Raw genomic sequence first — 26,236 nt, forward strand, 5'->3', positions numbered from 1 at the left:
ACTCTCCCTAATCGTAAATGGGATAAAAAGTATTAAAGGCAGCTTCACAGAAATTTCCCGGATCATTAAATCGCCTATTACTGTTGAGCGCTGAAATTCCTTCCATCTCTTGTGAAGTCAGTTCGAAATCAAATATATCTAAATTTTCTTTTAAACGCTCGGGACGAGATGTTTTTGGAATAATAGCGTTACCCCGTTGAATCCCCCAACGTAATACGACTTGTGCTGCCGTTTTGCCTAATCTTTGTGCTGCTTGTTTAACCACAGTCTGTTCTAACACAGACTCTGCCGCACCAGCCATATCCAGCTCTAAATATGATAATGCGCCAAGTGGCGAGAAAGCGGTAACCTGAAGATCATATTGAGTGGCTAAACGCATCAAACGTTCTTGGGTTAAATAAGGGTGGGATTCCACTTGTAATACCGAAGGTTTAACACGGGCATAAGACATCAAATCATGCAACAAACCGGTGTTGTAGTTACATACACCGATTTGTTTGACTAGGCCTTGTTCGTATAAGGCTTCCATAGCTTGCCATGTTTCAAACAAGGGCACCGGTGCTAATTCCATTTTGCCAACAGCAGTATCGGTGATCCACTCAGGTGGATAACGATCTTCAAAATCCACAAAGGGTTGTGCGATAGGGAAATGTATCAAATATAAATCGAGATAATCTAACTGCAGATCAGCCAAGGTTTTTTCTAAAGCAGGCTTTACATGGGCTTTAGCATGATAAGTATTCCACAGCTTAGAGGTCACCCATAAATCTTCGCGAGTACACAGGCCATCATCAATAGCACGTTTAATACCCTCACCTACTTGCACCTCGTTACCGTAATCGCAAGCACTGTCTAAATGACGATACCCAGCCTTAATGGCGTTATACACTGCATTTGCACAGATATCTTGAGGTATTTTCCAAAGACCAAAGCCAACCTTTGGCATCTTTTTATGACTATTTGGCATCTATTGTTTCCAATTAATAAAATGTGAATTTTGATTTTGTATCTTATATAAGACTTAAGTTAAGTGAATGCTTAAACTTTGTCAAACTTGCTTTAGCAATAAGAGTCTTTCTTGGGGTGAAACTGGCATCTTTAGAAGCATAGCTTCGCCCACTTGAACAGCTCGACATGGGAGCAATGGATGGATGAAGGAAGGATAACCTAGGTGGACTGGGCTGGCGACCCCGTTATCGAGAAGTCGAGATTGTTACGGGGTAACCGAATGCAGATCATATGGACGTCTGAGTAACTAATTTTAAGTTATTGCAACTTGAATAAAAGATAGTGTGCAGCTCGGCCTTTCTACCTACTTCTTTTGATTTTGTACAGATTTTAGAAAGAAGTAGCTCAGACAGCAAGACTTAGGTGGATGCGGTTAGAAAAACATCATGGGGGGTCGAGTGAAAATACATCAATTCAGCCCATGTATTTATCTAAAAAGTATCAAACCGCCTCATCGTCCTCTTCAGTTGCCCCTTCTCCACGTACCTTCATCTGTAACCCTTTCAAAAAGTTACGCAAAATCTGATCATTACATGCTCGGTACTGGCGGTTTTCTGGTTTTCTAAATAAGGCACTTAATTCATGTTTACTGATTTTAAAACCACTTAAATCCATTGCTTCTAATACCGCTTCGGCTTGCATATTGAGGGCTATTTTTAACTTCATAAAAATGAGGTTGTTGGTGAGTTTGCGCTCAACTGGGGCTTCGACGCCTTCACGCTTGCCACGATTCATATTAATCAAACCGTTTAAGAACAGAGAAAACTGAAGGTCGGTAAGTTCAACAAAAGCAGGATCATCGTCTTTGCGTAACCAAGTGTGAAGATGCGCGACGGTGGCGGGATAATCAGCTTGGGCAAAAATCTCAATCATTTTTACGTCGTTGAAATCGAAGATATAGCGCACACGGCGCATGACATCATTGTTAATCATAATATTCCTAAAAACTAAGTTGGTGTATCCAACCTTAAACATCTCGCTAGTTTAAAGCTTTTTATAGCGAATGCTTTACTTTATTGGAAAAGTATTTAGAAACAAAAACTGATTTGTTGCCTTTGTGACTTCAATCGTTTGGCTTGTTGCTCTCTTGCAAAGGCTCTGAGTTTGTCCATTCGATTAAGAATATTATCCGCATTTTCAGACATTTGAGCCTGACTACACAAGTCCATACGAGAGTAATGCTCAGCGTGTAGGCTATGGTTGTAGTTGTCGCTATTTGTATCACTCTTAGCATAATTCTTAGCATCAAAAGTAGCACCACTATTTAAATTTGAATAACGGTTCATGTTGCCTCCAACAAATAACTGTTTATACGTACAGTATAATATTGATTATTAATTGTGCAACTTTTTTTTGAGCTTAAGGTTTGTTAGCCTTAATTATTTGGTTATGTGTAAAGCTAAAAGCAAAGTTTGCCTAGTATTAGCAGGTTCAATAACAGCATCAATTTCCAGCACACTGGCCACTTCTTGGGCTTGGCCTTTTTGATATTGCGCGGCTAAGAGTTGTTCATAAAGTGCTTTTCTAGCAGTAGGATCCTGCACTGCTGCCAGTTCTTTTTTAAAACCGAGTTTAACTGCGCCTTCAAGCCCCATTGCGCCAAATTCACCTGTGGGCCAAGCAATAGTGTAACTCGGCTGACTGGTATTTCCGCCCAACAATGCCTGTGCACCTAAGCCATAACATTTTCTTAAAACCACTGCCACTAATGGTACGGTGAGTTGGCTACCTGCAACAAATAATTGAGATAACCTGCGAACGGCCCCTCTTTCTTCATGTTCTGGCCCCACCATAAATCCGGGCGTATCACACAGTACAACTAAAGGAATAGAAAACTGCTGGCAAAGATGCATAAATTGGCTCGCTTTTTCGCCAGCTTCAACATCAATGGCACCACCTAACACTTTGCAATTACTGGCCAACACTCCCACGGGATGACCTTGTAAATGCATAAAACCAGTAATAATTGCAGCGCCGAATTCGGCCTTTATTTCAGTAAAAGAATCGGTGTCTGCGAGAATATTAATGATTTCTTTTACGTCATACACAAAACGCCTATCTTCAGGTAAAACCCGATTAAGGGCTTGTTGGTCTGCATATGTACTTTGGTCTCCGCCTACTAAGGGTCCTTGAAAATACAACAAACATTTTTTTGCCATGTCGGCTGCTTGCTGCTCATTTTCTACCAAAATATCTATCACGCCATTTTTAACTTGTTTAGCACTGGGGCCAATATCAGTTGGCTTAACCACCCCCAAACCACCGCCCTCTATCATCGCTGGACCTGCCATACCTATCCATGAAGACTGGGTAGCAATAGTAATGTCTGCAGCTCCAAACAAAGCGGCGTTACCAGCAAAACAATAACCATTTGCCACTGATATGCGCGGCACTTTTCCTTGTAAACTCGCCCAAGTAGCAAAAGACTGGCATTGCAGGCCTGAATTCACTGTGGTGATATCCGTATCGCCAGGGCGACCTCCACCTCCTTCGGTGAACATAACCACTGGATATTTTTTATCTGCCGCGACGGCCAATATACGGTCTAATTTTAAATGATGGAAATATCCCTGAGTACCAGCTAATACACTGTAATCATTGATCACTATGGCAGTCTGGGTATTTTGCTCTGGGACTAAACCTTGATTCATTTGTCCTAAACCAGTGATAACTCCGTCAGCGGCAGTAGCAGACTTCAAATCATCATAGTCTCGACGCAATCGCTGTGCAGCCACCGCCATTTGTCCATATTCCATAAAACTGTCGCTAGGACATAGGTTTTGTAAGTTTTCTCGCGCGGTTAAATAGCCTTTTTGCTGACGTTTTTGTTGTTGCTCGATTCTTTGCTCATCGAGTGTCAGCGCTTCTCTGGTTCGCAGTTCCTCTAGTAATCTTTGATTTGTACTATTTGAAGTGACCATTTTTTCGGTTTTAGTCTTACTAGCACCGTCTGGGTGTATATCCACCAGTGGCATGCCCACAAAACATTCATCCCCAATATTGACAAAAATTTGGCCCATTTTCCCTGAAACATCTGCGCACAAGGTGGTTTGCATTTTCATGGCTTCGATAATAACCAAAGGTTGATCTATATGTACTCGCTCATGTTGACTAACTAACACAGCAACTACAGATCCTATATTGGGCGCGCGCAATGTATGGATAGGGGACATAACTGACATCTCAAAGTGATCAACTTCCTTCATCTTAACACCAACCACCAGATTTAGCGTCGCTCAAGGTCACGGGTTTTAAAAATCAGAAAATGCCACTAATCGACAATAAAAAATAACGATGTTTAGTCACCTTCCAGCAAGAATCGTTCTGCCCGCTCAACTTTACGAGGTTTCGCTGCAATCACTATCACATCACCCACGAGTAACACCATGTTCTCATCTGGCTCCGCTAATTCATGATTATCCCTTCTCAGGCCTTTGACATTAATTCGCCATTGTTGCAAGTTGAGCTGGTGTAATGATTTCCCCACGGCGTAGGCATCTTCTGTAAGAATAACCGCATGCATAAACTCCAATTTGTTTTGTTTAGCGTAATCAAGTTCGGTGGTTTCACCGGGGAAAAACCCATGCATATTGGCATAGTGTCCCTTGCGCTCTTTACGCACCCGCTTGAGTATTCGAGACATTGGCACACCAGACAACTGTAAAACCTGAGTCACTAACATCAGACTACCTTCGAGAATTTCTGGCACTACCTGGGATGCGCCTGCCCCAAGCAATTCTTCCATGCGATTATCTTTTCTAGTTCTTACCACGACTGGCAAGTCTGGATACAAGCTTTTAACTAAATGAATCACACTCATGGCTTTTTCATGTTGGTCAAAGGTAATCAGCACCAGCTTGGCTTTATCAATTCCCACCGAATATAAGATATCTTTTTGTTTAACATCGCCAAAATACACTGGCTCACCTGCACTTTGACTCTCTTGCACACGAATAGGATCCGCATCCACCACCATATAAGGAATAGCTTCAATCTTTAATAAACGGCTAACCGATTGACCCACTCGGCCAAAACCAAAAATAAGTACGTGGTCAGTCAGTTGTTGGTCTTGAGCTGAAAGTTGTTCTAACCTTTTGACATCGGGCAACGCTTCAGGACTGATTGTTTTAGCAATTTGGGGACTTTTATCCACTAACCAAGGTGTGATGGCCATACTCATCACACCGATAGTTAACAGTAACGAACCTTGCTCTGAGTTTAAAATAGCATGATCTACAGCCAGTGCTGCCAACACAAAACTAAACTCACCCATTTGACAAAGTTTAAGTCCGGCTGCCCAAGCGTCTTGTTTACCTAGTTTATAAATCTCAGCGGAAATCCTAATAAGCACCACTTTGAGCAACACAATAATCACCAAACCTAATAGTGCCCAGTGGATCTGACTTGGCAAATTGTGTAGCTCTAGGCGCATACCTATAGTAATAAAAAATAGCCCCATCAGGATATCTCTAAAAGGTCGTATATCAGCTTCTAGTTGGTATTTATACTGACTCTCACCTAACATCATGCCAGCCAAAAAGGCGCCTAATGCCATGGATAGGCCAAAGGAAAAAGCTAAACCTGCGGCCATTAAAGCCACCATAATAGTAGTCAATACAAAGAGTTCATCGGTGCGAGTGCGGGCCACTTCACTAAACACTTTAGGTAACACCCATTTGCCGATAGATAACAAAATACCCACCACCAACAATCCCTTAAGAAACGCCATTGATATAGCTATACCTAAGCTTTGTTGGGAATCTGCGGCCAACAAAGGCACCAATATTAGTAAAGGGACAACAGCGAGATCTTGTAGCAATAAAATGCTCACGGCAATTTGCGCGCGAGGCGTATTCAAAATCCCTAAATCTCTGGTTTGTTTAATCACAATGGCAGTTGAAGACAGTGCTATAATTCCACCTATCACAAAGGATGCTTTGCCATCAAAACCCAGTAACCAGGCGAGCCCCATAAACACCAATGTGGTGAGCACCATCTGAGCTAACCCGACACCAAATACTAGGTGCCGCATGGCTAACATTTTGGGGAGTGAAAACTCCAACCCCAATGAAAACAACAAAAAAACAATACCTAGTTCGGCAAAAGTTTCCATGTCTTCTGGGTGTTCAAATAATGCAAGTAAATCGGGACCAGCTAAAATCCCACAAAAAAGATAGGCCAGAATGGGAGGTAAATTAATCCGTTTAAATAACCAAACAGTTATCACTGCTACGGCCATTAAAATAACAATACTGCCTAAATTTCCATGCATAACCTTGTGTTTGCCCTTCTAATTTGATTGCTAGGCACAATACTTGCTGAGTGTTAGCTAAGAATCATTTTTGTATAGCAATTCGCCATATTATTGGCAGGAGAAAACGTTGGAACAACTTAACCAGTATTACGACGCAAATGTCGGTGAGCCTTATTTCAGCCTTGAAGAGTCTACTCAAGGACTTGGTCAAGACCTTGAGAATGGTCAGAAACAAGGTTTGACTCAAGGTCAGCTTAATAAATTCATCCTTAAATTGCTAACAACAATAGACTTACCTAAACTGAGTGAATTATATTTTCAGCAGTTAGAAAGAACCCTACCGTTGTCTGAACTAAAAATCCAGTTTGAAGATAATAGCGTTAAATTTGGTCAAACGGTAAAAAACACACACTTAAAAACCCTTAACTGTATGCAGATGGGTAGTGCAATTGCCGTTATGGATTATTCATTTACTCAACCTTTGTCTTTAAGGGATTGGCAAATACTGCAACAAATGCATGTTAATTTTTGTTATCCCTTTAAAAATGCCTTAGAGCATCACAATATTAAGCAGTTTGCCATGAAGGACTTCTTAACGTCCTTAGGTAATAGAGCCAGCTACGACGAAACCATGGTAAGACTGGCCAGCCAATCTCAAAGACGTCACCAACCCTTTGGTTTATTAGTGTTAGATATGGATAACTTTAAACAAGTTAATGATATTCATGGCCATCAAGAAGGCGACAAAGTATTGATGGCTTGTGCAGATACTATTTTGCATTGCCTTCGAGAATCAGATTTTGCCTTTAGATTTGGTGGTGATGAATTTTGCTGTTTGTTACCAGAAGCAAACAACCTGACCAACAATTTAATCGCAGAGCGTATTCGCACTGCCATTGAATCCGAATCATTACTGCAACAACATAAAATATCTTGCAGCATTGGTAGCGCGAATTATCAAGAAGTTGATTCTCAAATCGGTATTTTTTCACGAGCTGACGAAGCACTTTATGCCGCAAAGCAAGCTGGCAAAAACTGCATTAGAGCCGCTTAGGAAGGCAATTGCAGGCAAAGCTGACAAACGGCAATGGTTTGCCGAATAATTGAAAAGCCAGCGACTGTCCTAGAAACTAAAAAGCCATGCCCTAGAGCATGGCTTTTTTGCTTAACGTTAATTGTATTAATTATCTAAACAACACTTTTTCTTGATTAAACCAATACACACAGAAAGCAAACAATGCCCCGGCAATCAGTACAGTGGAACCGAAGATAGCGAACAACTGGTAGTAGTCCATTGTACCTTTAACTAATTCCTTCATAGCAAGTGAAACGTTAGTGATCGGCACCCAAGCCCAGCCTCCCTTTAATTCGACACCAGGTAAAAGAGCTAACATAATAGGCACGATAACCAAAATAGTCATAGGCCCCATATAACTTTGTGCCTCCTTAAAACTTTTGGCATAGATGGAGATACTCAACAAAACCGCCGCAAAAATGGCCACCACAGGTACCAACATCAAAAAGATAAGTAGAAAATCAAGCATCGCAATCTGCGCCATAAAATCTGCTACAAACTTAATTGCCATGCCTTGACTCAAAACCAAGCCCCAAATCACCATGCTCATCACGGTAATTAGCGCGGTCATTGTTCCAGCAAAAGCAATTGTTAAGAATTTTCCCATCACAATTTTGTTTCGATCAATGGGTGAAATCAATAAGGTCTCAAGTGTACCTCGCTCTTTTTCACCCGCGCCAATGTCGGTCGCAGGAGCCATTGCACCCGTTAAACAAATTATGAATAACAAATAAGGCAACATCCCACCTATTTTTTCGCCCCAGTTTTCTCGATCATCTGCGGTATTCACTTTCTGCAATACTATCGGCTCAATAAGAGCGTTTTGTTCAGCGTCATCTAAACCCAGAGTAGAAAAAGCACTTTGTTGAAACAACTCAGACTGACTTTTAACGATTTCATTTACCCGTCTGTAGACCAGATTTAGCCCAGCATCGTTGAAATGTAACTTAACGTTAGCCTGACCATTCTGTAGCACATCGCTAGAGTAATTTTCAGGGATCTCCAACACAAAATCGACTGTATCGTTGCGAATAATCGCGGTGTAATCTGCGTTTTCTTCAATTTCCACAAGATTAAATTTGTCTGGTTGTTGCAGCTCCTTAACAATATCAGGTGCATATTGTCCACCTACCAAAGCATAATTGAGTATTTGGGTTTCAGCTTTGTCTATAGCTTGTTTACTCACAAAACCAACAATGCCAAAAATCAAAGGGAAAATTAATAACGGCAGGGCAATCATAAAAAATAATGTTTTACGGTCGCGAAGTAATTCTTTTATCTCTTTTTTAAATACTAACCACATATTGTATATCTCTTTATTTATAAGCCGCTAAAGGCTCTCTATTCGCTAGTAGTTGATTGTATGGCAGCCATAAACGACTGGTGCAATGAGCCTTCAGCAAGGGCTTTAAAGCTGGCGATATCCCCATCAAACAGAGTACGGCCTTGATCGATAACGGTGACCTTGTCACATAACTCCTGCACTTCATCCAAATGATGAGTAGAGAAAATCACGGGAGTACCCTGCTCTTTTAAGCCACGAATAAATTCAAGTACCGTTTGTGTGGCCATAATATCGAGGCCTGTTGTGGGTTCATCTAAAATAACCAGCTCTGGTGAATGTACTACGGCACGTGCAATAGCGGTCTTTTGTTTCATACCTGTAGAGAAATTCTCTGAACGTCGGTCTAAAAAGTTGTGCATATCTAGTAAATCAGCCAACTCTTTTATACGCACAGTGATAGATTCCTCACTCATGCCATGTAGTTGACCAAAATAATGGATATTTTCACGACCGGTTAAACGACCATACAAACCAGTTGAACCTGATAAAAAGCCGATCTTCTTACGAGCAATAACAGGATTAGCTAACACATTATCCCCGCTTATTTCTACGCTGCCACTATCAGGCTTCAGTGCAGTAGACAACATACGTAACGTGGTCGTTTTACCCGCACCATTGGGGCCAAGTAATCCTAACACTTCACCTTTGTGACATGTAAAAGACACATCTTGGACCGAATGAAAAAAGCGTCCTTTTAACCTTGGGTCTTTTTTCTCTTGCTCACTGAGTTTTTTAGGATTTTCCACGGCGAATTTCTTAGCCAGTTGTTTTATTTCTATCATTCCATTTTCCTAGTTTGTGACCGGTTCATTTCTATAGTCCTTCACTTTAGTGATTTATTACATGCGATTAAGAAAAAAAATATGTAACAATATTAAATTCGCCCAGAGTAATGCAAGTAACCCTGGGTGTATATCGCAGTAAAATAATTTAATAGGGAGAGTTGTATGCAACTGGTCAGTAACCCATTTCAGGCCATGAAGGATATTTTTGTTAAACCTAATCAGGTCTTTGCCACCATAAGTGAAGCACATAATTGGTCTTGGATACCTTTTATCTGTATCGCAGTTATCGGTGCATTACCCATTTACATGTATTTTAATTTTGTCGACTTTTCTTGGTATACCGAATTAATGGTGCAAGCCATGGCGGGCGATTTAAGCCCCGCTGAGCAAAATGTATTTCGTAACGTGATGGCAGATCAATCACAATCCTTGTGGACAGGTGTGTTTGGGTCTGTATTTATGCTATTGGTCAGTAATGCAATAATGGCGCTGTATCTCAATATTGTGACCAAAGCAGATGAAGAGTGTGTGCAAGGTTATACCGACTGGTATGGCTTTAGTTGGTGGGTAAGCATCCCAGTCATTGTCTCTAGCGTAATGGGCGTATTAGTGGTTTTAGTGGCGCAGGATACTCAATTATCACCCGTGAGCATGGCTCCTACTTCATTTGCTTTTATTTTTTCTGTAGAAATGAATTCGTCATGGGCGTCTTTGATGCAGGCTATCCGCTTAGAATCTCTCTGGGTCATGTACTTGACTGCAGTAGGATTAACTCAATGGACACGGCTTCCGGTTAAGAAAACCTACATAATTGCCATCGCTCCCTACCTATTAATTTGGGCAAGTTGGGCTTTATTTATCGTTCTTTGATGCTGATTTTGGCGAAGGCTTAGGTCTGAAATAATCAGTGTTATCATAAAATTCAGGATCATTATTGGCATCCCATACATCAGGGATGCCCAATAATGGCATGGGGCTAAGTGGCTTTTGTGTCGAAAACAAATCGGTTTTCTGAATATGGCTGACTAAGCGTATATCAAGTTCAGCAACCTGTTTTTTATAGGACAAGCTTGAAAATAGACTGTCGACTTCTACTGCCAAAAACTTTCCGGTCAGACCAATAAAGGGGTGTAGCAACATTTCCAGATTGGCATGACCAAAGATAAAACTATTTATCTCATTACCCCAGTATTGCCTATTGTCAACAAACACAGCATGCCATTGGTGCTGCTTCACATTTTCTATCAACTGGGAAAAAACCTCTGAACGCTCATAAGTGACAATCACCCCACACTCATCAAAATGGGTTAAGTTATTTCTTCTCAAGGTACGAGGTGATAACCCATATTGCTCAATATCTTCAACATGTTGTTGATTTAACAACCGCTTTGTTTGTGGAAATTGCAGCCAAATCAAACCATTAAATAAATCGTGCCAGCTGTTGGGGCGGGTTGGAATTATATGCTGTTGATGGATGATTTGTTCATAATAATCATCAGACTCTGCCAGCTCGCTTTGGCAAATAAAATTTGGGACATGCAAACTCCCCTTGAGCTTCATTAAGGCATTCAGTCCTTGGGCATTAGGCCAGTCAGTAAAACGGGATAAGCCAAAATATGTTTCAAGTTGCTGCATAGGCAACATCGGAAGTTGCTGAGTAAAATCGTGGTGCCAAACGGTCACAATTGCCCTTAAGGTTGATCTAATGTAAAAATAGCCCCTTATAATCTTTAACCTTACTAACTACAAGAGCAACTATATGAAAACTTGCCATAAGCTCCTCATGCTTTGCCTGCCCATTACCTTGGCTCTAACAGCCTGCCAAGACACTCAAACCGATGCTCCTTTGCCGGTTGTAGATAACTTTATCGATGTTTATCAAGGCATTAATACTAATGATTTGAAAAAACATATCAAAACATTAGCGTCGGATGAATTTGAAGGTCGCTTACCCACCACAGTGGGTGAGCAAAAAACATTGGATTATTTGGTTAACGAATTTAAACAATTAGGCTACCAACCCGGTAATGGTGACAGCTATTTACAGCCGGTTGAACTCATTGAGATGACCGCTGATCCTGATATGACCATGACTATCGGCGAAAATAGTTTTGCTTATAAAGAAGGCATGATGGCTTCTACAAGCCGAGAACAAGCCAAAGTAGAACTAAAAAATTCAGAATTAGTATTTGTTGGTTATGGGATCAACGCACCTGAGTATGATTGGAATGACTACCAAGGCCTAGATGTAAAAGGTAAAACAGTCGTAATTTTGGTAAACGACCCAGGTTTTGAAAACCCACAAGGTGATAAGTTTCAAGGTAAAACCATGACCTACTATGGCCGCTGGACTTACAAATACGAAGAAGCCAGTCGCCAAGGTGCAGAGGCTGCGATTATCGTGCATGAAACCAAACCAGCCTCATACGGATGGACAGTGGTAGCTAACAGTTGGAGTGGCCCGCAGTATGGTCTTGTAAGCAAAAATGGTAATGCTGATAGGGTGGCTGTCGAAGGTTGGCTAACCACTGAGGCTGCGCAAAAGGTGTTTGCTGATGCAGGACTCAATTTCGCCACAGAAAAAGCTAAAGCGGTTGCCGGTCCTTATAATAAAAACTTGGGATTAGACACCTCAGTCACTATTAATAATAGCTTTAAAAAATCTATCAGTAATAACGTTATCGCTACGTTACCCGGTTCTGAAAAACCTGACGAACACCTAATATTTACCGCACATTGGGATCACCTAGGTAAAGATGAAACCAAAGACGGTGACCAAATTTATAACGGTGCTCATGATAATGCGACAGGCACAGCAGTTGCCTTAGTGATGGCCCAAGCATATTCTGAGTTAAATATTAAACCCAAGCGTTCGACCACATTTTTAATAGTGACTGCAGAAGAACAAGGCTTGTTAGGTTCGAAGTATTATTCAGAACATCCGATTATCCCTTTAGATAAAACAGTGGCCAATATCAATATGGATGCCATGAGTGTCTTGGGCAAAACCAAAGATGTCGCTGTTATCGGCATGGGGAAGTCTGAATTAGAAACGTATTTAGAAAAAGCAGCTAAACGTCAAGGTCGTTATCTGGTTCAAGAAGGTCGTCCTGAAGCCGGTTATTATTACCGTTCTGATCATTTCAGTTTTGCGAAACAAGGTGTGCCAGCGCTTTATGCTAAAGGTGGTGATGAACCTATCGATGAAGCGACAGCTGTGTATCGTAAGCGAACTAATGTGATTGTCACAGGTTGTTATCATCAGGTTTGTGATAAATTCCGCGAAAACTGGGACTTATCAGGTATCCAGCAAGATGCACAATTGTTGTTTGAAGTGGGTTATGACCTCGTATCATCTGATGATTGGCCAAAGTGGAAAGCGACGAGTGAGTTTCAGAGGAAGTAGGGTTTTCTATAGGCTTACGCTTTTAATAGCGTAAGCCATTTTCAACCTCAAACCATGCCCTGTCGGGCACCCGCGTCCTTGCGGGTTTTGACTCGAATCCCTTCGAGCCAGTTACTTTTTTATAAAGTACGTCCCGCGCGGCGTCCGCTGCACTTTACCTTTCAGGCCAGCTGAAGCTGTTCCATATTTATCCCGTAAATATGGTCAACAGCAAAAAATAAGTAACCAAAAAATGCCGCCGCTGCTAAAGTTTTTAACCGCAAAACTTTAAAGGCGGAAAAGCAGTGGCCGAGGCACCCAAGATGGGTATCAGCGAAGCCGATGTTTGTGCACACTAGATTAAAAACGTGAATCATTCTCACAAGGTATGCCGTCATTATGACCGTCCATTTTGATATTAGGGCAGCTTTTAATAAAAGACTTGGCGAAAACGAGCAAAGAACTAACTGTTTATTGTACGTTTCATTGCCTTGTTACGTTTCGAAGACTATAATAAGACCTAATTAAAGACCTGATTAAAGTACGGATAAAAATATGACTACTAGAATACTAACTGAAGCTGCTGCAAGTATTAGTGAATTAAAAGCTAACCCTATGAAGGTTGCTATGAGTGCGGGCGGAGAAGCAATTGCAGTTTTAAATAGAAACGAACCAGCATTTTATTGCATACCAGCAGATACTTATGAATTTATGATGGATCACATGGAAGATCTTGAATTATTGAGCATTGCTGAGGCTAGAAGGAATGAAGAAAGTATAAAGGTAAATTTAAGTGACCTATGAGCTTGAGTTTAAAAAGACGGCACTAAAAGAGTGGAAAAAACTTGGCTCAACAATACGAGAACAATTTAAGAAAAAATTAGAAGAGGTAATGGAAAATCCTCATATTCCAAGTGCAAAGTTATCCGGTGCTAATGAGCTATATAAGATCAAATTAAGACAAGTGGGCTATCGCTTGGCATATGAAGTCAATGACTCGATTGTTACCGTCACTGTGATTTCAGTTGGAAAACGTGACAAAGGAAAAGTTTACAAAGCTGCAATGACACGCACAGACTAAAGAAGCCGACTCAATGCCACACATATCCTGTAAATTACCACTAGGTCCTGCAGCGTATCAAAAGCACGCTGCGCGCCATCGTCCTTGATGGTTTTGACTCGAATCCCTTCAAGCCAGTTACTTTTTTTATAAAGTACGTCCCGCGCGGCGTCCGCTGTACTTTACCTTTCAGGCCAGCTGAAGCTGTTCCATATTTATCCCGTAAATATGGTCAACAGCAAAAAATAAGTAACCAAAAAATGCCGCCGCTGCTAAAGTTTTTAACCGCAAAAAATGGCTTATTCTTGGGGTTCAACTGGATTTTTTAGAAGCAAGGCTTCGCCCAGTTGAACAACCTGACAAGCGGACGCCGCGCGGGACGTCAGGTTTGGGTGCCGATCATCATGGACGTGTGATTGACTAGCTTAAAGTCTATCCCAATAACTAGCCATTTTTTGCTGAAACTTTAAAGGCGGGTAAAAGCAGTGGCGGAGCCACCAAAGAAATGTATCGGCGAAGCCTACGCTTTTGACAGCCAGACTAAAAGCGTGAATCATTCTCACAAGGTATGCCGTCACGATCACCATCCATTTTGGTGTTAGGACAGTTTCTAATAAAATACACTGCTTCTGGTCTAGAGGTCATTTAACTAGAATATTCACGACCATCTCAACTAAAATCATGAGACTTCACTATGTTGGAGTAGTGATAGTTTTAGGTACAGAAAGCTCTACTTCATTAACTTTCGTAGTTTCAGCGTTCTTTGAAAAATGATCCCATAAACCAAAAAAAACGAGAGCAAAAATCAGTAACTTCCTCATCAGATAACATCCTTATTCAATAAACTTTAACGCCTCAAAGCACGGCGCGCGTTGTTTGCGCGTCGGTGTGACTTTGTTTGTAAACCGCATTACGCCGCTTGAATATTATATGGTGACACATTTAAAGAGCCTTTCTCTTTTCTCGTTTGCCATAAATCATGTGCATTCTGTAAACGAAGCCAATGATCTGCGGATGGTTTTCCAAAAGCTAACTCAAGGCGTACAGCCATTTCAGGTGTTACTGAACCCTTTGCATTTAGCACTTTAGATAAAGTTTTACGGCTTACATCTAAGTGTTTTGCAACATCGGTGATCGTTAACTCTAAAGAGTCGATCACGAACTCTTTTAATATTTCTCCCGGGTGTGCGGGATTAAACATAGCCATTAGTGGTAATCCTCATAATTTACTATTTCAACATCACGCTCAGTAAACCTATATGTTAAACGCCAATTTCCGCTGACTCGGACAGACCAAATATCTTTCTATTACCTTTAAGTTGGTGCATAAATAATCCTGGCAGATCCATATCGTCTGGCTCTTGTGCTTGATCTAAGTTAGTCAGAATAAGGCGCAACTTCCTTTCGTGCCTTTTCTGAATCCCCGCCGTACTGCCTGAGGCATAAAACTTTCGAAGACCTTTATGAATGAAACTTTTAATCATAGGTTAATTGTAACCCCAAAGGTGTCAACTAGATAGCAGAGTTTTGATAAGCGGTTTAGCGCTTTTTATAAATGGATCGCGTTTTTTTTGCGCGTCCAGTGAAGGCTGTTTTTTGGCCGTAACGAAGTTTGATAAACTTGTTATACCTATACTCGCAGCAAGTTGGTAACACTTGTAACTTCATTGGCGTTCCCATTTGAAGACAATAACCAATTATCAATATATAAATTAAAGTCTACGTCCTTAAAGCAGTCCCAAATATTAAGAGAGGTTACTGCAGACCAAGCATTTGGTGAGTTACTTAAGAGTGAGTTAAACATGAAAACGGCAACTACTTTGTTAAGCACCCTTTGAGTTGAAGATGTTTCTTAGTGAGGGATCATGTTAGATAACCAACTAGAAAACCACCTGTGACCAATGAGTACCTGAGGCACATGACAGGGTAATCTCCCAACAATCATTATTTTTTTCAAAATGTGCTAACGGGTAACCTTTAGAAAGATCGTTATAAACTAAAATGTCATTCTCTAACTCTTTACCCACGAATATTGAGAATATTTCATAAACAGCATCTGCAAGATTTTGTCAGCCTGGTGACATTTTAGAGTATCAATCGGACCAAGATAATTAAGAGAGCAACCATGACCGAATATAGATTTTCTTACAAGGAAAGTGACATTAAGTTCACCTACGATATGTTAGGCCGCGAGAAAGTGCGAAGATGAGCAACTAGTAGCACAATCGAGACATTGGCTTAAATCAGTCAACACAATAGAATTTAGCCTCAATGATGAACCGCTAACCATAACTTGCTTTATCACCTCCTATGATGATGGTGAATGCCAAGTAACATTATCCAGTAAGACCAACATTATCGACAAGCAAACCAAAATGCTGATTGAACTGAGTAGTGATGGCTCTGAAACCATATATGAAGAAAACGAATACGAATGGCTAGCCGAAGTTAACTTACCTAAAAGCACATTTCGGCTCGCTTGGGCACTCTATTTACTCGTTATACTGCAATATTTTTCACAAGATATTTTTGAAACAAATACAGTTCCGGACATATTTGGATGGACGTTAGTTGCAGTGATCACCTTTTCTGTTGGTACCTTTTTAACATTAGGTTTCAAGGAGATTTTTAGAAGTACGCAGGCGGCATAACGTCAGAAGCACAAAAAGGGCTCTGAATGAAGAGTGACAAGGATGTCTGTACCCAATAAGATAAAAAATCAAAGATGACGCCCAGGATCCTGATGGGAATGGAGTAACCTCAATATCAATATCCCGTCGCTGCTTTGTTTATAATAAATATTATGGTCGTGGTACGGATGCCTTCTCCAACCCGGACCAAGTTGACTAAAGTCTCTTCCTATTTCAGGATGACGAGACAACAGTTCAAAAGTACTAGTGAGTGACTCCCGATATTTTCTGGCTTGGACAAGACCAAATTTTCTAATGGTGTAGTCGGCTATCTGAACGATATCGGTGACTGCAGCAGTACTTAAAGTATAATTAGCCATCAGATGAGTTTTTTTCTGCAACTTCCCAGATATCTGTAACTGATTTTTGACTTACGCCACTTTTTTCAGCAGCTTGCAACAATGTTGTCAGTTGCTGTTTTGCCATTTCTTTTTCCTTGTCACCACGTACTAAATCTCTAAAGTACTCACTGTCGTTATTAAATTGTCCTGATTTAATACGAGATTTCACCCAACGTTCCATTTCGTCTGGCATTGAAATTGTTTTACGGACCATATGATATGACCTTTTCTACATGACTAACCATTTGTCTAATTGTAGCAATGGGTATGAATAATTCATAACAATATTGATAATTTATGTCCAATGTCAGACTGACCCAACAAAGAATATCCGTGGGGCACAGCCAACTATCGAATACAAATAACCACACCTAAACCTCCTAAAACAAGCATTGTTCTTAGTAATTCCTTTCTAATGTAAGAAAATCACAGTTTATCCTTGCTTTTTTCGCTCAGGCTGGCAAATTCAAGGGCGCGAAAATCTCTCTAATAATAACAACAGGTTTCGCTTTTTTTGGCTTGTCACGATAGAAATATCAAGCCCTTTATTAACATTAGGGGCTGTTGCCCCTTAGTAACTCAAGAGAAATATTTTTATGTGTGGTATTTTCGGTATTCTGGGCATCAAAAGTGATGCGGCAGAACTTAGAACGCAAGCGTTAGAGCTTTCCAAATTACTCCGCCATCGCGGTCCTGACTGGTCAGGAATTTGGAATAATGATAATGCTATTTTATGTCACGAACGTTTGGCGATAGTCGACGTTGACACAGGCGCTCAACCGCTAATAAGCCGCGATAATAATCAAGTGTTAGCCGTGAATGGCGAAATTTACAATCATAAAGCCTTGGAAACGGCGCTAGACACTCCTTATGACTTCAGAACCAAATCTGACTGCGAAATCATTTTGCCACTGTATCAGCAAAAAGGTGTTGAGTTTATCGACGAGTTGGAAGGCATGTTTGCCTTTATTCTATACGATGCAGAGCAAGACACCTATCTGATTGCCCGTGACCATATGGGCATTATCCCTTTGTATACTGGTTATGATGAACACGGCAATTTATACGTTGCTTCAGAAATGAAAGCGTTAGCGCCTGTGTGTAAAACCATTCAAGAATTCCCTCCTGGCCATTACATGTGGAGTAAAACGGGTCAATTAGTCAATTACTACAAACGTGATTGGATGGACTATGAAAATGTCAAAGACAACGAAACCAACCTTGACGATCTAAAGGTAGCATTCGAAAAAGCGGTTAAGTCACATTTAATGTCTGACGTACCTTATGGTGTATTGTTATCTGGTGGCCTCGACTCTTCTTTGGTATCTGCGGTAGCGGCCAAATACGTGGCTAAACGTGTAGAAGATGGTGACCAAACTGATGCTTGGTGGCCACGCTTACACTCTTTTGCTGTTGGTTTAGAAGGCGCCCCCGACCTGATTGCTGCACAAAAAGTCGCTAAGATGATAGGTACGGTGCATCACGAAGTGCACTTTACGGTGCAAGAAGGCATCGATGCCTTACGTGAGGTGATTTATCATATAGAAACCTATGACACCACCACCATTCGCGCTTCGACTCCTATGTACTTGCTGAGTCGTAAGATCAAGGCTATGGGCATTAAAATGGTGTTGTCGGGTGAAGGCGCAGATGAAATATTTGGTGGCTATCTGTATTTCCATAAAGCACCGAACGCTAAAGAATTTCATGAAGAAACCCTGCGTAAACTTAACCGTTTGCACATGTTCGATTGCGCCCGTGCCAATAAATCCACCTCGGCTTGGGGTGTTGAAGGTCGCGTGCCTTTCTTAGACAAAGAGTTTATGGACGTAGCCATGCGCTTAAACCCACAAGACAAAATGTGTATTGATGGAAAAATGGAAAAATGGGTATTACGTAAGGCCTTCGATAATAACGAATATTTACCTGCTGAAATATTGTGGCGTCAAAAAGAGCAGTTCAGTGATGGTGTCGGTTATTCGTGGATTGATTCACTTAAAGAATATATTGAAACCCAAGTCACTGATCCGCAAATGGCTTCAGCAGAATTTCGTTTCCCAGTGAACACTCCAGATACTAAAGAGGGTTACTTTTATCGCAGCATTTTCGAAGGTTACTTTCCACAAGAAACCGCAGCCAAATGTGTGCCTAGCGGAAAATCTATCGCTTGTAGTACAGTAGAAGCCTTAGAGTGGGATGCGAGCTTTAAAGCCAATGCGGATCCATCGGGCCGTGCAATGAGCACTGTTCACGGCAAGAGTTAGGTCGTAATCAACTTATACCCATACGAAGAAGATAAAAGCCAAAGTCAATCACTCTGGCTTTTTTATGGTTCCACAGGAGCGTTAACTTTACCGTCAAACCATAATTCCTTGCGGTCTAAAGGGGTTTCTTCTGGTAGAAAGGCATTTTCTAATGGGTAAAAAGTTCTGCTTTCAATCTGTGTTTTATCAATATACGTTTTATAATGTTCTACAAATAACGCTTCATAGGTTCCGTTTTCAATGGCTTTCTCGAGTCCTTTTTTAATCAGGTTCGCCAAAGGCACACTTTTCTGATTCACAAAAAAGTAAATGGCCGCGGGATAACGTATCCCAAGAGAGGGTTGAACCTGTATATTATTTTCCACATCAGTGTTTTCCAACTCATCCCATATTTCTATGATGGAGCGTGGGAAAAAGTCTCCTTGTGCTCTGCCGAGCATTTTTATAAGAGAAGTTTGCGTACGCTCAGTGATTACATCGAAACCATTGGATTGTAATATTTTGGTATCTGGCCAATCTCGGCCCTGTAATGGTGAAAGTTTAACTAAATGCTCGAATTGCTGAATATAGGTAAAACGTTCAGCCATATCTTCTCGAATTAACAAGAGACGCCATCCAATCAGTCCTTTAAATATTGGAATGCGTATTGGCAGTAAATCTTTTTCACGCTGAACATTGGTCATACCCCAAACAACGTTTATTTCTCTGTTATCTTGCAGCCTATCTAGAGCCTTGCTTTTGGACAGAGAATTATCTGAGGGTTTGAGTTGATAATTAACCCCGGTTTGATCCAACGCCAATGCCAACAGCTGTATTGGATACTCATCAATGGTTGATGGAGTTTCAATCGAACGAGGAAAGGTTATTTGCCATGATGCACTCTGGGCATTAACACTAAAGAGTAAGATAAACACAACAAGTGTCTTATTCATAAATCACTCAGCAAGGGGGGAAATAGTTTCAAGTTTATTTTCATCATCATCAATAACCGCCACAATTATCTTAAGTTGTTTATCTGGCATTTTTTGCAAGGTATATGACGTTGCACAGCCAAAACATAGTTGATCTTGTTCGTTGAAAAACTGCCAGCGCATTTTTGAGAAAAATAACGAGTCTGATAAACGCATAGTTTGCTGTAATTTAGGCGTAAACGTTTTAATGCCGGATTGCTTAAAGTTTGCGAACATCTGACTAATAGCATGTTCTAATTCTAACTCGCTAGTGATGACTTTTTTACTTTTATCACTCATGATAATAGTAGGTGTTAAACAAAAACTGGCGACTTTTTTAGGGTCAAAGGTATTTAATGCTTTAGCATAAATATCCAAAAAGTATTCTAAATCAATGGGCATAAATGATGTATTCCTTAATGAGACATATTACGTTCATAAGACCGCTATTCGATCCCAATAAATTTATGAGTTTGCAATGACAGACGCCAATTACGCGCTATACAAGTTTTAATTGCAAGGTCAGTTGCACGTTTTTGTTGGCTAATGGGCTGTAAATAAATATTGGGAACCGCTTGGTCACCTAACAGGGTCAACACTTCGTCTAACTCTTCGATATGTTTCTCCATGGCTATGGGATGTTTTATTTCATTTGCGCGGCGCATGGCGCTGCTTAATACAGCTCTGCCTCCCGGCATATTCACTTTGGGCGAAACAGTCACCCAAGTGTCTGGATGCACAATAATTTCATATGTACCGCTGGTTTCAATTTGCACCGAATAACCTTTTGCTATTAAGCTGCTAGTGATTTCAGTCAAATCATACAAACAGGGCTCCCCCCCCGTGATCACAATATGTTTGGCCACATAACCATGAAGGTTAAAAAGGGCTAATAGCTGTTCAGTTGTGTGTTCAAACCAACTATCTGACTCCGCCTTTTCAGACATCACCTTATCCCTTGTAGTTTGTAATTCTGGCGACACTACCCAAGTATGTTTAGTATCACACCATGGACAACCAACAGGACAACCTTGCAAACGCACAAAAATCGATGGCAAGCCCGTATAACTGCCCTCTCCTTGCAAAGACTCAAACACTTCATTAATTTTATATGAACTCAATCACTTTCCTTTTTGTTTAACGCATTCCTGTTGTGGGAATTTACCGTCAAATCGCTTAAAATCGTTATCAATTAATTGATTATAAAGAAGCAAAGCCCATGTCACAAAAGGTAGTGGTAATTTTTTCCGGAGGGATGGACTCGTTTACCGTCCTAAACCTAGCAGTTAAGCAGGGCTTAGAGGTATTTGCCTTATCTTTTGACTATGGACAAAGACACAAAAAAGAACTGGATTATGCAGCACGAGCCTGCAAAGCTTTACATGTTCACCACAAAATAGTCGACATTTCAGCCATCAACCAGCTAATTGGTGGTTCATCGCTCACATCAGATATTGACGTGGCAGAAGGTCACTACGCAGAAAACAGCATGAAAAGCACAGTGGTACCTAACCGCAATATGATTTTATTATCTATGGCAGTAGGTTATGCCGTTTCAATGCATGCCAACAAAGTTTACTTCGGCGCCCACTCAGGCGACCACGCAATATACCCAGACTGTCGCCCAGAATTCGTCCACAAAATGAATGACGTATGCGCCATAGCTAACTATGAAGCAGTCGAAATTGTCACCCCTTATCTAGCAGTCAGTAAAACCGCCATTTTAACAGCAGGCTTAAAAATGGAATTGGATTACAACTTAACCTGGACTTGTTATAACGGCCGTGAAAAATCCTGTGGTAAATGTGGGGCTTGTCAGGAAAGGTTGGAAGCGTTTACTGAAAATGGGGTGAGTGATCCTTTGGAGTATGAAGGGTAGCTTCGAGATTCAATTCGGTTACTGATTAACTTGGATGTTTTAGAAGACACTTTTTGCAGATATTTCAGCCAGTTCTCACTGAATTAGAATAATCTTGATTGAAAAAAGTCTGGCGATTTCTAAATTATAGAGTGCCCTAACGTTGGCATTCAAAGTGTGCTTGTTTTTAATCGTGTAAAGAATATGGGTAAAACATTTTATTATTTCACTGGCTCTGCTTGCAAAAAGGTTGTACTTACCCAAACAAAACAGCATGTTTTGAGAAATAGTTTGCCCAAAACCCTAAATCTATTTGCCCCTGACTTGCCTGGGTATTACAGATCCCACCGCTAGCAAAATCAATAAAAGCAAAAAGCATTTCTTGATTGTCCTCAATTCGAGCATTTTTAATGTCGATTAATATTTTAGAATCTAAAATTGCAGTACCAGCAATAAATCCAAACACGCTATGAATTAATTGGAAACGCAGATGCTCTTTGTTTTTTTCAGGTAATTGTTGTGCAACCCTTTCATATACCGCAAGCAGATGCGATTGAAATAAGTCATTTGCGAATTTTGTTTCTTCATTAGAATCGAGTAATAATTTGCTCAATAGTTTAAATATGTCGTTGCCACGCAGGGGTATTTGTTGGACAAGGATCAGCGGGGCATAAAGCACCAGCATTAACTCTTGGACACTCATTTCATTCTTGTCTCCACGTTGTTCAATTTGAACCCAGAGATCTTGAACTGCAAGTTCAACTTGTTTGCCAACCCACTCAAAGATAGCTTTCAAAATACCGGCTTTATTACCAAAGTGATAATGCACTGCCGATTTGTTTTTTGTACCAGCGGCGGTGTTAATTGCTCGCATAGAAACCGCTTCTACCCCTTTTTCTGAAAATAACTTTATGGCTACCAAAAGAAGGCGTTCTCTTATATCAGCTTTTACATTCACCATAAGGTGCTTTTCAGATATTTGCATGCTGTTTATTTAGCCTTTGGTGTCGCTATAGCTCTAATGAAGTAAGGGCTATGTAATTTTAGAAATAGCGTTTATCAGCGCTCTTCAGCCTCCAAACACATGGTTATTATATATTTTACAAAAGTAATAATCTTGCCGAAACATCATAATTAAGTCAATCGACTTTATTTAAGTCACTTGACTTAAATAAATGTGAGCATTATCATTTTCACCACTGAAGGATACCAAAGGTATGCTTTTCTGTATTTGCTGAGTTGTATTACATTTGAAAGGTAACTTATGTCTATTCAAGAGTTTGATGTTGTAATTGTTGGTGCGGGCTTGTCGGGTATTTCTGCTGCATACTATTTAAAGAAAAACTGCCCCAATAAAACGTTCACTATTCTTGAGCGCCGTGAACAGATAGGTGGCACATGGGATCTATTTCGTTACCCAGGTGTGCGCTCAGATTCTGATATGTTTACCTTAGGTTATTCCTTTAAACCATGGCAAAGCGATAAGTCGATTGCTCCCGGTGATTCTATTCGAAACTATGTTAAAGATACCGCTAAAGAGAATGACATTGAGAAACACATTCAATTTCAACAAAAGCTAATCAGTTCTAGTTGGTCTAGTAAAGAGGCACGCTGGACATTAGATGTTGAACAAAACGATGGCAGTATTCAGCAGGTGCGCACTAACTTTGTAATGGGTTGTTCGGGTTATTACAACTACGATAAAGCTTATACTCCTGATTTTAATGGTATTGAACACTTCAAAGGTCAGGTGGTTCATCCACAGTTTTGGCCAACGAATTTTGATTATTCGGATAAAAAAGTGGTGGTGATTGGAAGTGGAGCAACGGCAGTTACACTTGTACCGGCAATGACAGACAAAGCGGCACACGTCACGATGCTCCAGCGGTCGCCAACCTACATGGCGAATTTACCCAGTGAAGATAAACTCGCAAATACGTTAAAAAGGGCACTGCCACCAAAACTGGCTTATGCCTTAACGCGTTCCAAAAAAATTATTTTTGGTGCAGGTTTTTTTAAACTAAGCCGGACCCGCCCAGCCATGGTAAAAAAACTATTACTTAAAGGAGTGGCGTCACAACTCAAAGATAAATCATTGGTCAAAAAACATTTTACGCCAAGCTATAACCCTTGGGATGAAAGATTATGTGCAGTCACCGACGGAGATATGTTCAAAGGTATTAATAAAGGCAATATCTCTGTGGTTACCGATCATATTGAACAATTTACTGAAAACGGCATTCAATTAAAGTCGGGAGTTATACTTGAAGCGGATATTGTTATTACTGCAACCGGTTTAGTTTTAAAAAACCCAAATGACACACCTGTTTTTGTTGATGGTAAGCAGGTCGATTTCCCAAGCGCTTTTAGTTACAAGGGAATGATGGTTAGTGAAGTGCCTAATATGTCAAATACTGTGGGTTATACCAATGCATCTTGGACCTTAAAAGCAGATTTAATACACGCTTATGTATGTCGTTTAATTAATTATATGGGCAAGTCAAATCAAGATTACTGTGTGGCAAAAGTAGAAAATCCTAATATGGATCCAGAACTTGCAATGGACTTTTCTTCTGGCTATGTAAAACGTTCAATTCATTTATTACCTAAGCAAGGTGATCGTAAACCTTGGAAACTTTTTAATAATTATTTTTTGGATTTTTTATCCTTAAAGATGGGGTCTTTGCAAGACGGTGCAATAGAGTTTCATCGAGCGGGCGAATTTTTTAATTCGCAAGAAGATATACAACTTAGTCCAAAATCAACGGCTAGTTAAGATAATGACTTGAAACAAGGGGAATATTAATTAAAAAGCCGCATAAATGCGGCATAGGTAGAGATAAATTAGATGGCAGTTAGCTAATTACTGCCCGTTACATCAGTTGCGTAAATGTCACCTCAAAATAGCAAGTCGCTTTGCTGTATATTTTGTTTCGATGAATAAACTCGTGGGCCCTACTTATCAACTTGCTGAATAAAGTAGCTGATTTCTTTAATCAAATGTCTCAACACAGGATTTAATCGGGTGTTTTTGCCATTCATCACAAATAATTCGTGACTGAATTCAAATAAACTATTGCCTACTGGCACCAGCCCTAACCCTGCTCCTTGGTTTGTGAGTATGTAATCAGGTAATAGCCCCACATATTCGCCAGTCATGATCGCAGCTAGGCAAGCATCGTAGGAGTCAGAAAAAGTTTGAATAGCCATACGTGCATCGTCAGAAATGTAATTGGCAGAGGACAAGCCGGATATACCAATTGCTGGGTAGTCTCCAATCTTAACGTTATCAGGTAAACCATCACGATATTTTGCTAGAGCGTGGGAAGGTGCACAATAGAGTCTTCCTTTACACGAAACGTCAATTGGGTGAAAAGTGACAGACTCAGGTTTAACCATATCATAAGTCGATAACACCAAATGACATTCGCCAGATAAGGCAACATGCTCAACCTCGTTATACAATCGAGTTTGAATATTCACGTGAATATCATTGAATTTTTTCATGGTACTTTTAACGGATTTACTGACCGCCAAATGATATGAAAGAGGTAAACCCGCCATCATCACTAGTGTGATGTGGCCTGAATAATCATCGTGCAAACTCTTTAGGTTGAACACAAAGTTATCGAAAGAGTTGAAGATTCGTTTGGTTTCCTGAAATACCACCTCGCCCTCTTTGGTCATTTGAAAACCACCTCGACCACGATGGCATAATACTAAATCTAAGCGTTCTTCGAGCTTTTTAATGGCCGCGCTAATATTCGGTCGTTGCATCCTGAGCACTGGCTCAGCTGCAGTAAAGCCATTGCATGAGGCTACAGCATAAAATACACGCAATAATTTGATATCGGATTCTTGGAGACGATTTAACATTACAGCACCACTTATAGGTATAGTTCTTGATACTAAAGTACATAGTAGGAAAGGCTTAGCCGGATTACAATGGAAATTTAGCCTAACGGCTAAAACAGCTGCTTTAGCTTTAAAAAGATAACATCAAAAGATTAAAGATATTGAACCACAGAGGGCACAAAGAAAAGGAGAAGATGAGTATTGCGGCTTCGCCGAAAAGACAGCCTAATATTTAACCTTAACATTCTTCCCTCTGTGTAGCGCAGAGGTCGGCGCCCAACGCTCTGTGATCTCTGTGGTAAATAATCCTTTGCTTTTGTATGTATTCGCCAACCGATGTTGCGCCAACCGATGTAGCGGTATCCA

General features: G+C 40.5%; 25 protein-coding genes and 2 pseudogenes. 9 read left to right on the forward strand and 18 right to left on the reverse strand.

What is annotated here, in order from left to right:
• Positions 1-7: 7 nt before the first annotated feature.
• The 5 genes from CXF95_RS03100 to CXF95_RS03120 form a co-directional block, all read right to left on the reverse strand.
• The gene (locus CXF95_RS03100) at positions 8-967 is read right to left on the reverse strand and encodes an aldo/keto reductase (RefSeq protein WP_101197339.1); all 960 of its coding nucleotides are present in this window, start codon (positions 965-967) and stop codon (positions 8-10) included.
• 482 nt (positions 968-1,449) lie between these two features.
• Positions 1,450-1,941: a DUF1456 family protein gene (locus CXF95_RS03105; protein WP_101197340.1), complete on the reverse strand. Its 492-nt coding sequence runs from the start codon at positions 1,939-1,941 to the stop codon at positions 1,450-1,452.
• 95 nt (positions 1,942-2,036) lie between these two features.
• Positions 2,037-2,294: a hypothetical protein gene (locus tag CXF95_RS03110; RefSeq protein WP_101197341.1), complete on the reverse strand. Its 258-nt coding sequence runs from the start codon at positions 2,292-2,294 to the stop codon at positions 2,037-2,039.
• A gap of 93 nt (positions 2,295-2,387) precedes the next feature.
• The gene (locus CXF95_RS03115) at positions 2,388-4,181 is read right to left on the reverse strand and encodes a carboxyl transferase domain-containing protein (RefSeq protein WP_101197459.1); all 1,794 of its coding nucleotides are present in this window, start codon (positions 4,179-4,181) and stop codon (positions 2,388-2,390) included.
• Positions 4,182-4,306: 125 nt separating this feature from the next.
• Entirely contained in the window at positions 4,307-6,280 is a 1,974-nt protein-coding gene (locus tag CXF95_RS03120; protein ID WP_101197342.1) for a monovalent cation:proton antiporter family protein, read from the reverse strand.
• Between the two features lie 109 nt (positions 6,281-6,389).
• Here CXF95_RS03120 and CXF95_RS03125 point away from each other — a divergent pair, with 109 nt between their 5' ends.
• Positions 6,390-7,316, forward strand: coding sequence for a GGDEF domain-containing protein (locus CXF95_RS03125; protein ID WP_101197343.1), 927 nt, complete (start codon positions 6,390-6,392; stop codon positions 7,314-7,316).
• Between the two features lie 130 nt (positions 7,317-7,446).
• Here the strand turns inward: CXF95_RS03125 and CXF95_RS03130 are convergent, their stop codons facing one another.
• Entirely contained in the window at positions 7,447-8,640 is a 1,194-nt protein-coding gene (locus CXF95_RS03130; protein ID WP_101197344.1) for an ABC transporter permease, read from the reverse strand.
• Between the two features lie 38 nt (positions 8,641-8,678).
• Positions 8,679-9,464 carry an ATP-binding cassette domain-containing protein gene (locus CXF95_RS03135; RefSeq protein ID WP_101197345.1) on the reverse strand — a complete coding sequence of 262 codons (786 nt, stop codon included), beginning with the start codon at positions 9,462-9,464 and terminating at the stop codon, positions 8,679-8,681.
• A 165-nt stretch (positions 9,465-9,629) separates the two neighbouring features.
• Between CXF95_RS03135 and CXF95_RS03140 the strand changes: the two genes are divergently transcribed.
• Entirely contained in the window at positions 9,630-10,337 is a 708-nt protein-coding gene (locus CXF95_RS03140; protein ID WP_101197346.1) for a YIP1 family protein, read from the forward strand.
• Here CXF95_RS03140 and CXF95_RS03145 read toward each other — a convergent pair.
• The gene (locus CXF95_RS03145) at positions 10,320-11,150 is read right to left on the reverse strand and encodes a DUF3025 domain-containing protein (protein WP_198556481.1); all 831 of its coding nucleotides are present in this window, start codon (positions 11,148-11,150) and stop codon (positions 10,320-10,322) included. The genes CXF95_RS03140 and CXF95_RS03145 overlap by 18 nt on opposite strands.
• A gap of 76 nt (positions 11,151-11,226) precedes the next feature.
• Between CXF95_RS03145 and CXF95_RS03150 the strand changes: the two genes are divergently transcribed.
• From CXF95_RS03150 to CXF95_RS03160, 3 genes are all read left to right on the forward strand, one after another.
• Positions 11,227-12,873, forward strand: a complete 1,647-nt coding sequence (locus CXF95_RS03150; RefSeq protein WP_198556482.1) for a M28 family metallopeptidase — start codon at positions 11,227-11,229, stop codon at positions 12,871-12,873.
• Between the two features lie 534 nt (positions 12,874-13,407).
• The gene (locus CXF95_RS03155; protein ID WP_101197348.1) at positions 13,408-13,656 is read left to right on the forward strand and encodes a type II toxin-antitoxin system Phd/YefM family antitoxin; all 249 of its coding nucleotides are present in this window, start codon (positions 13,408-13,410) and stop codon (positions 13,654-13,656) included.
• Positions 13,646-13,933: a type II toxin-antitoxin system RelE/ParE family toxin gene (locus tag CXF95_RS03160; RefSeq protein WP_101197349.1), complete on the forward strand. Its 288-nt coding sequence runs from the start codon at positions 13,646-13,648 to the stop codon at positions 13,931-13,933. Before CXF95_RS03155 ends, CXF95_RS03160 begins: the two co-directional genes overlap by 11 nt.
• 519 nt (positions 13,934-14,452) lie before the next feature.
• On the opposite strand, the pseudogene CXF95_RS03165 reads toward CXF95_RS03160, so the two are convergent.
• The 3 genes and pseudogenes from CXF95_RS03165 to CXF95_RS03175 form a co-directional block, all read right to left on the reverse strand.
• Positions 14,453-14,557: pseudogene (locus CXF95_RS03165) on the reverse strand (excalibur calcium-binding domain-containing protein); the annotation flags it as partial.
• 265 nt (positions 14,558-14,822) lie between these two features.
• On the reverse strand, positions 14,823-15,119 hold the full coding sequence (locus CXF95_RS03170; protein WP_101197351.1) for a HigA family addiction module antitoxin: 297 nt from the start codon (positions 15,117-15,119) through the stop codon (positions 14,823-14,825).
• Positions 15,119-15,396: pseudogene (locus tag CXF95_RS03175) on the reverse strand (type II toxin-antitoxin system RelE/ParE family toxin). The gene CXF95_RS03170 and the pseudogene CXF95_RS03175 overlap by 1 nt, the downstream one beginning before the upstream one ends.
• An 891-nt stretch (positions 15,397-16,287) precedes the next feature.
• Here CXF95_RS03175 and CXF95_RS03180 point away from each other — a divergent pair.
• Positions 16,288-16,563: a hypothetical protein gene (locus CXF95_RS03180; protein WP_101197352.1), complete on the forward strand. Its 276-nt coding sequence runs from the start codon at positions 16,288-16,290 to the stop codon at positions 16,561-16,563.
• 68 nt (positions 16,564-16,631) lie between these two features.
• Here CXF95_RS03180 and CXF95_RS03185 read toward each other — a convergent pair whose 3' ends face one another.
• On the reverse strand, positions 16,632-16,922 hold the full coding sequence (locus CXF95_RS03185; RefSeq protein ID WP_101197353.1) for a type II toxin-antitoxin system RelE/ParE family toxin: 291 nt from the start codon (positions 16,920-16,922) through the stop codon (positions 16,632-16,634).
• On the reverse strand, positions 16,915-17,157 hold the full coding sequence (locus CXF95_RS03190; RefSeq protein ID WP_101197354.1) for a type II toxin-antitoxin system ParD family antitoxin: 243 nt from the start codon (positions 17,155-17,157) through the stop codon (positions 16,915-16,917). The genes CXF95_RS03185 and CXF95_RS03190 overlap by 8 nt, the downstream gene beginning before the upstream one ends.
• A 382-nt stretch (positions 17,158-17,539) precedes the next feature.
• Here CXF95_RS03190 and asnB point away from each other — a divergent pair, with 382 nt between their 5' ends.
• Positions 17,540-19,207: an asparagine synthase B gene (gene asnB, locus CXF95_RS03195; RefSeq protein ID WP_101197355.1), complete on the forward strand. Its 1,668-nt coding sequence runs from the start codon at positions 17,540-17,542 to the stop codon at positions 19,205-19,207.
• Positions 19,208-19,269: 62 nt separating this feature from the next.
• On the opposite strand, the gene CXF95_RS03200 is transcribed toward asnB, so the two are convergent.
• From CXF95_RS03200 to queE, 3 genes are read right to left on the reverse strand one after another with little or no spacing between them, the layout of a single operon-like run.
• Complete coding sequence (locus CXF95_RS03200; RefSeq protein WP_198556483.1) at positions 19,270-20,139, reverse strand: amino acid ABC transporter substrate-binding protein; 870 nt, start codon at positions 20,137-20,139, stop codon at positions 19,270-19,272.
• Positions 20,140-20,142: 3 nt separating this feature from the next.
• Positions 20,143-20,559, reverse strand: coding sequence for a hypothetical protein (locus CXF95_RS03205; protein WP_101197356.1), 417 nt, complete (start codon positions 20,557-20,559; stop codon positions 20,143-20,145).
• Positions 20,560-20,603: 44 nt separating this feature from the next.
• The gene (gene queE, locus CXF95_RS03210; protein ID WP_101197357.1) at positions 20,604-21,278 is read right to left on the reverse strand and encodes a 7-carboxy-7-deazaguanine synthase QueE; all 675 of its coding nucleotides are present in this window, start codon (positions 21,276-21,278) and stop codon (positions 20,604-20,606) included.
• Between the two features lie 98 nt (positions 21,279-21,376).
• On the opposite strand from queE, the gene queC reads away from it, so the two are divergent.
• Entirely contained in the window at positions 21,377-22,036 is a 660-nt protein-coding gene (queC, locus tag CXF95_RS03215; RefSeq protein WP_101197358.1) for a 7-cyano-7-deazaguanine synthase QueC, read from the forward strand.
• Between the two features lie 235 nt (positions 22,037-22,271).
• Here queC and CXF95_RS03220 read toward each other — a convergent pair whose 3' ends face one another.
• Positions 22,272-23,000 carry a TetR/AcrR family transcriptional regulator gene (locus tag CXF95_RS03220; RefSeq protein ID WP_101197359.1) on the reverse strand — a complete coding sequence of 243 codons (729 nt, stop codon included), beginning with the start codon at positions 22,998-23,000 and terminating at the stop codon, positions 22,272-22,274.
• 279 nt (positions 23,001-23,279) lie between these two features.
• Here CXF95_RS03220 and CXF95_RS03225 point away from each other — a divergent pair, with 279 nt between their 5' ends.
• Positions 23,280-24,791 carry an NAD(P)/FAD-dependent oxidoreductase gene (locus CXF95_RS03225; RefSeq protein ID WP_101197360.1) on the forward strand — a complete coding sequence of 504 codons (1,512 nt, stop codon included), beginning with the start codon at positions 23,280-23,282 and terminating at the stop codon, positions 24,789-24,791.
• A gap of 179 nt (positions 24,792-24,970) precedes the next feature.
• On the opposite strand, the gene CXF95_RS03230 is transcribed toward CXF95_RS03225, so the two are convergent.
• Entirely contained in the window at positions 24,971-25,891 is a 921-nt protein-coding gene (locus CXF95_RS03230) for a LysR family transcriptional regulator (RefSeq protein WP_101197361.1), read from the reverse strand.
• Positions 25,892-26,236: the final 345 nt, after the last annotated feature.

The sequence above is a fragment of the Paraglaciecola sp. MB-3u-78 genome, assembly GCF_002835935.1.
GTDB lineage: Bacteria > Pseudomonadota > Gammaproteobacteria > Enterobacterales > Alteromonadaceae > Paraglaciecola.

Excerpts from the sequence above, each read along its gene's own strand:
- CXF95_RS03140 (WP_101197346.1), top strand. The coding sequence starts at position 9,630 with ATGCAACTGGTCAGTAACCCATTTCAGGCCATGAAGGATATTTTTGTT.
- CXF95_RS03130 (WP_101197344.1), bottom strand. The coding sequence starts at position 8,640 with ATGTGGTTAGTATTTAAAAAAGAGATAAAAGAATTACTTCGCGACCGT.
- CXF95_RS03225 (WP_101197360.1), top strand. The coding sequence starts at position 23,280 with ATGTCTATTCAAGAGTTTGATGTTGTAATTGTTGGTGCGGGCTTGTCG.
- queC (WP_101197358.1), top strand. The coding sequence starts at position 21,377 with ATGTCACAAAAGGTAGTGGTAATTTTTTCCGGAGGGATGGACTCGTTT.
- CXF95_RS03105 (WP_101197340.1), bottom strand. The coding sequence starts at position 1,941 with ATGATTAACAATGATGTCATGCGCCGTGTGCGCTATATCTTCGATTTC.
- CXF95_RS03120 (WP_101197342.1), bottom strand. The coding sequence starts at position 6,280 with ATGCATGGAAATTTAGGCAGTATTGTTATTTTAATGGCCGTAGCAGTG.
- CXF95_RS03180 (WP_101197352.1), top strand. The coding sequence starts at position 16,288 with ATGCTGATTGAACTGAGTAGTGATGGCTCTGAAACCATATATGAAGAA.
- CXF95_RS03230 (WP_101197361.1), bottom strand. The coding sequence starts at position 25,891 with ATGTTAAATCGTCTCCAAGAATCCGATATCAAATTATTGCGTGTATTT.
- CXF95_RS03170 (WP_101197351.1), bottom strand. The coding sequence starts at position 15,119 with ATGGCTATGTTTAATCCCGCACACCCGGGAGAAATATTAAAAGAGTTC.
- CXF95_RS03100 (WP_101197339.1), bottom strand. The coding sequence starts at position 967 with ATGCCAAATAGTCATAAAAAGATGCCAAAGGTTGGCTTTGGTCTTTGG.
- CXF95_RS03110 (WP_101197341.1), bottom strand. The coding sequence starts at position 2,294 with ATGAACCGTTATTCAAATTTAAATAGTGGTGCTACTTTTGATGCTAAG.
- CXF95_RS03185 (WP_101197353.1), bottom strand. The coding sequence starts at position 16,922 with ATGGCTAATTATACTTTAAGTACTGCTGCAGTCACCGATATCGTTCAG.
- CXF95_RS03220 (WP_101197359.1), bottom strand. The coding sequence starts at position 23,000 with ATGCAAATATCTGAAAAGCACCTTATGGTGAATGTAAAAGCTGATATA.
- asnB (WP_101197355.1), top strand. The coding sequence starts at position 17,540 with ATGTGTGGTATTTTCGGTATTCTGGGCATCAAAAGTGATGCGGCAGAA.
- CXF95_RS03150 (WP_198556482.1), top strand. The coding sequence starts at position 11,227 with ATGAAAACTTGCCATAAGCTCCTCATGCTTTGCCTGCCCATTACCTTG.
- CXF95_RS03135 (WP_101197345.1), bottom strand. The coding sequence starts at position 9,464 with ATGATAGAAATAAAACAACTGGCTAAGAAATTCGCCGTGGAAAATCCT.
- CXF95_RS03155 (WP_101197348.1), top strand. The coding sequence starts at position 13,408 with ATGACTACTAGAATACTAACTGAAGCTGCTGCAAGTATTAGTGAATTA.
- CXF95_RS03205 (WP_101197356.1), bottom strand. The coding sequence starts at position 20,559 with ATGCCCATTGATTTAGAATACTTTTTGGATATTTATGCTAAAGCATTA.
- CXF95_RS03115 (WP_101197459.1), bottom strand. The coding sequence starts at position 4,181 with ATGTCCCCTATCCATACATTGCGCGCGCCCAATATAGGATCTGTAGTT.
- CXF95_RS03190 (WP_101197354.1), bottom strand. The coding sequence starts at position 17,157 with ATGGTCCGTAAAACAATTTCAATGCCAGACGAAATGGAACGTTGGGTG.
- CXF95_RS03200 (WP_198556483.1), bottom strand. The coding sequence starts at position 20,139 with ATGAATAAGACACTTGTTGTGTTTATCTTACTCTTTAGTGTTAATGCC.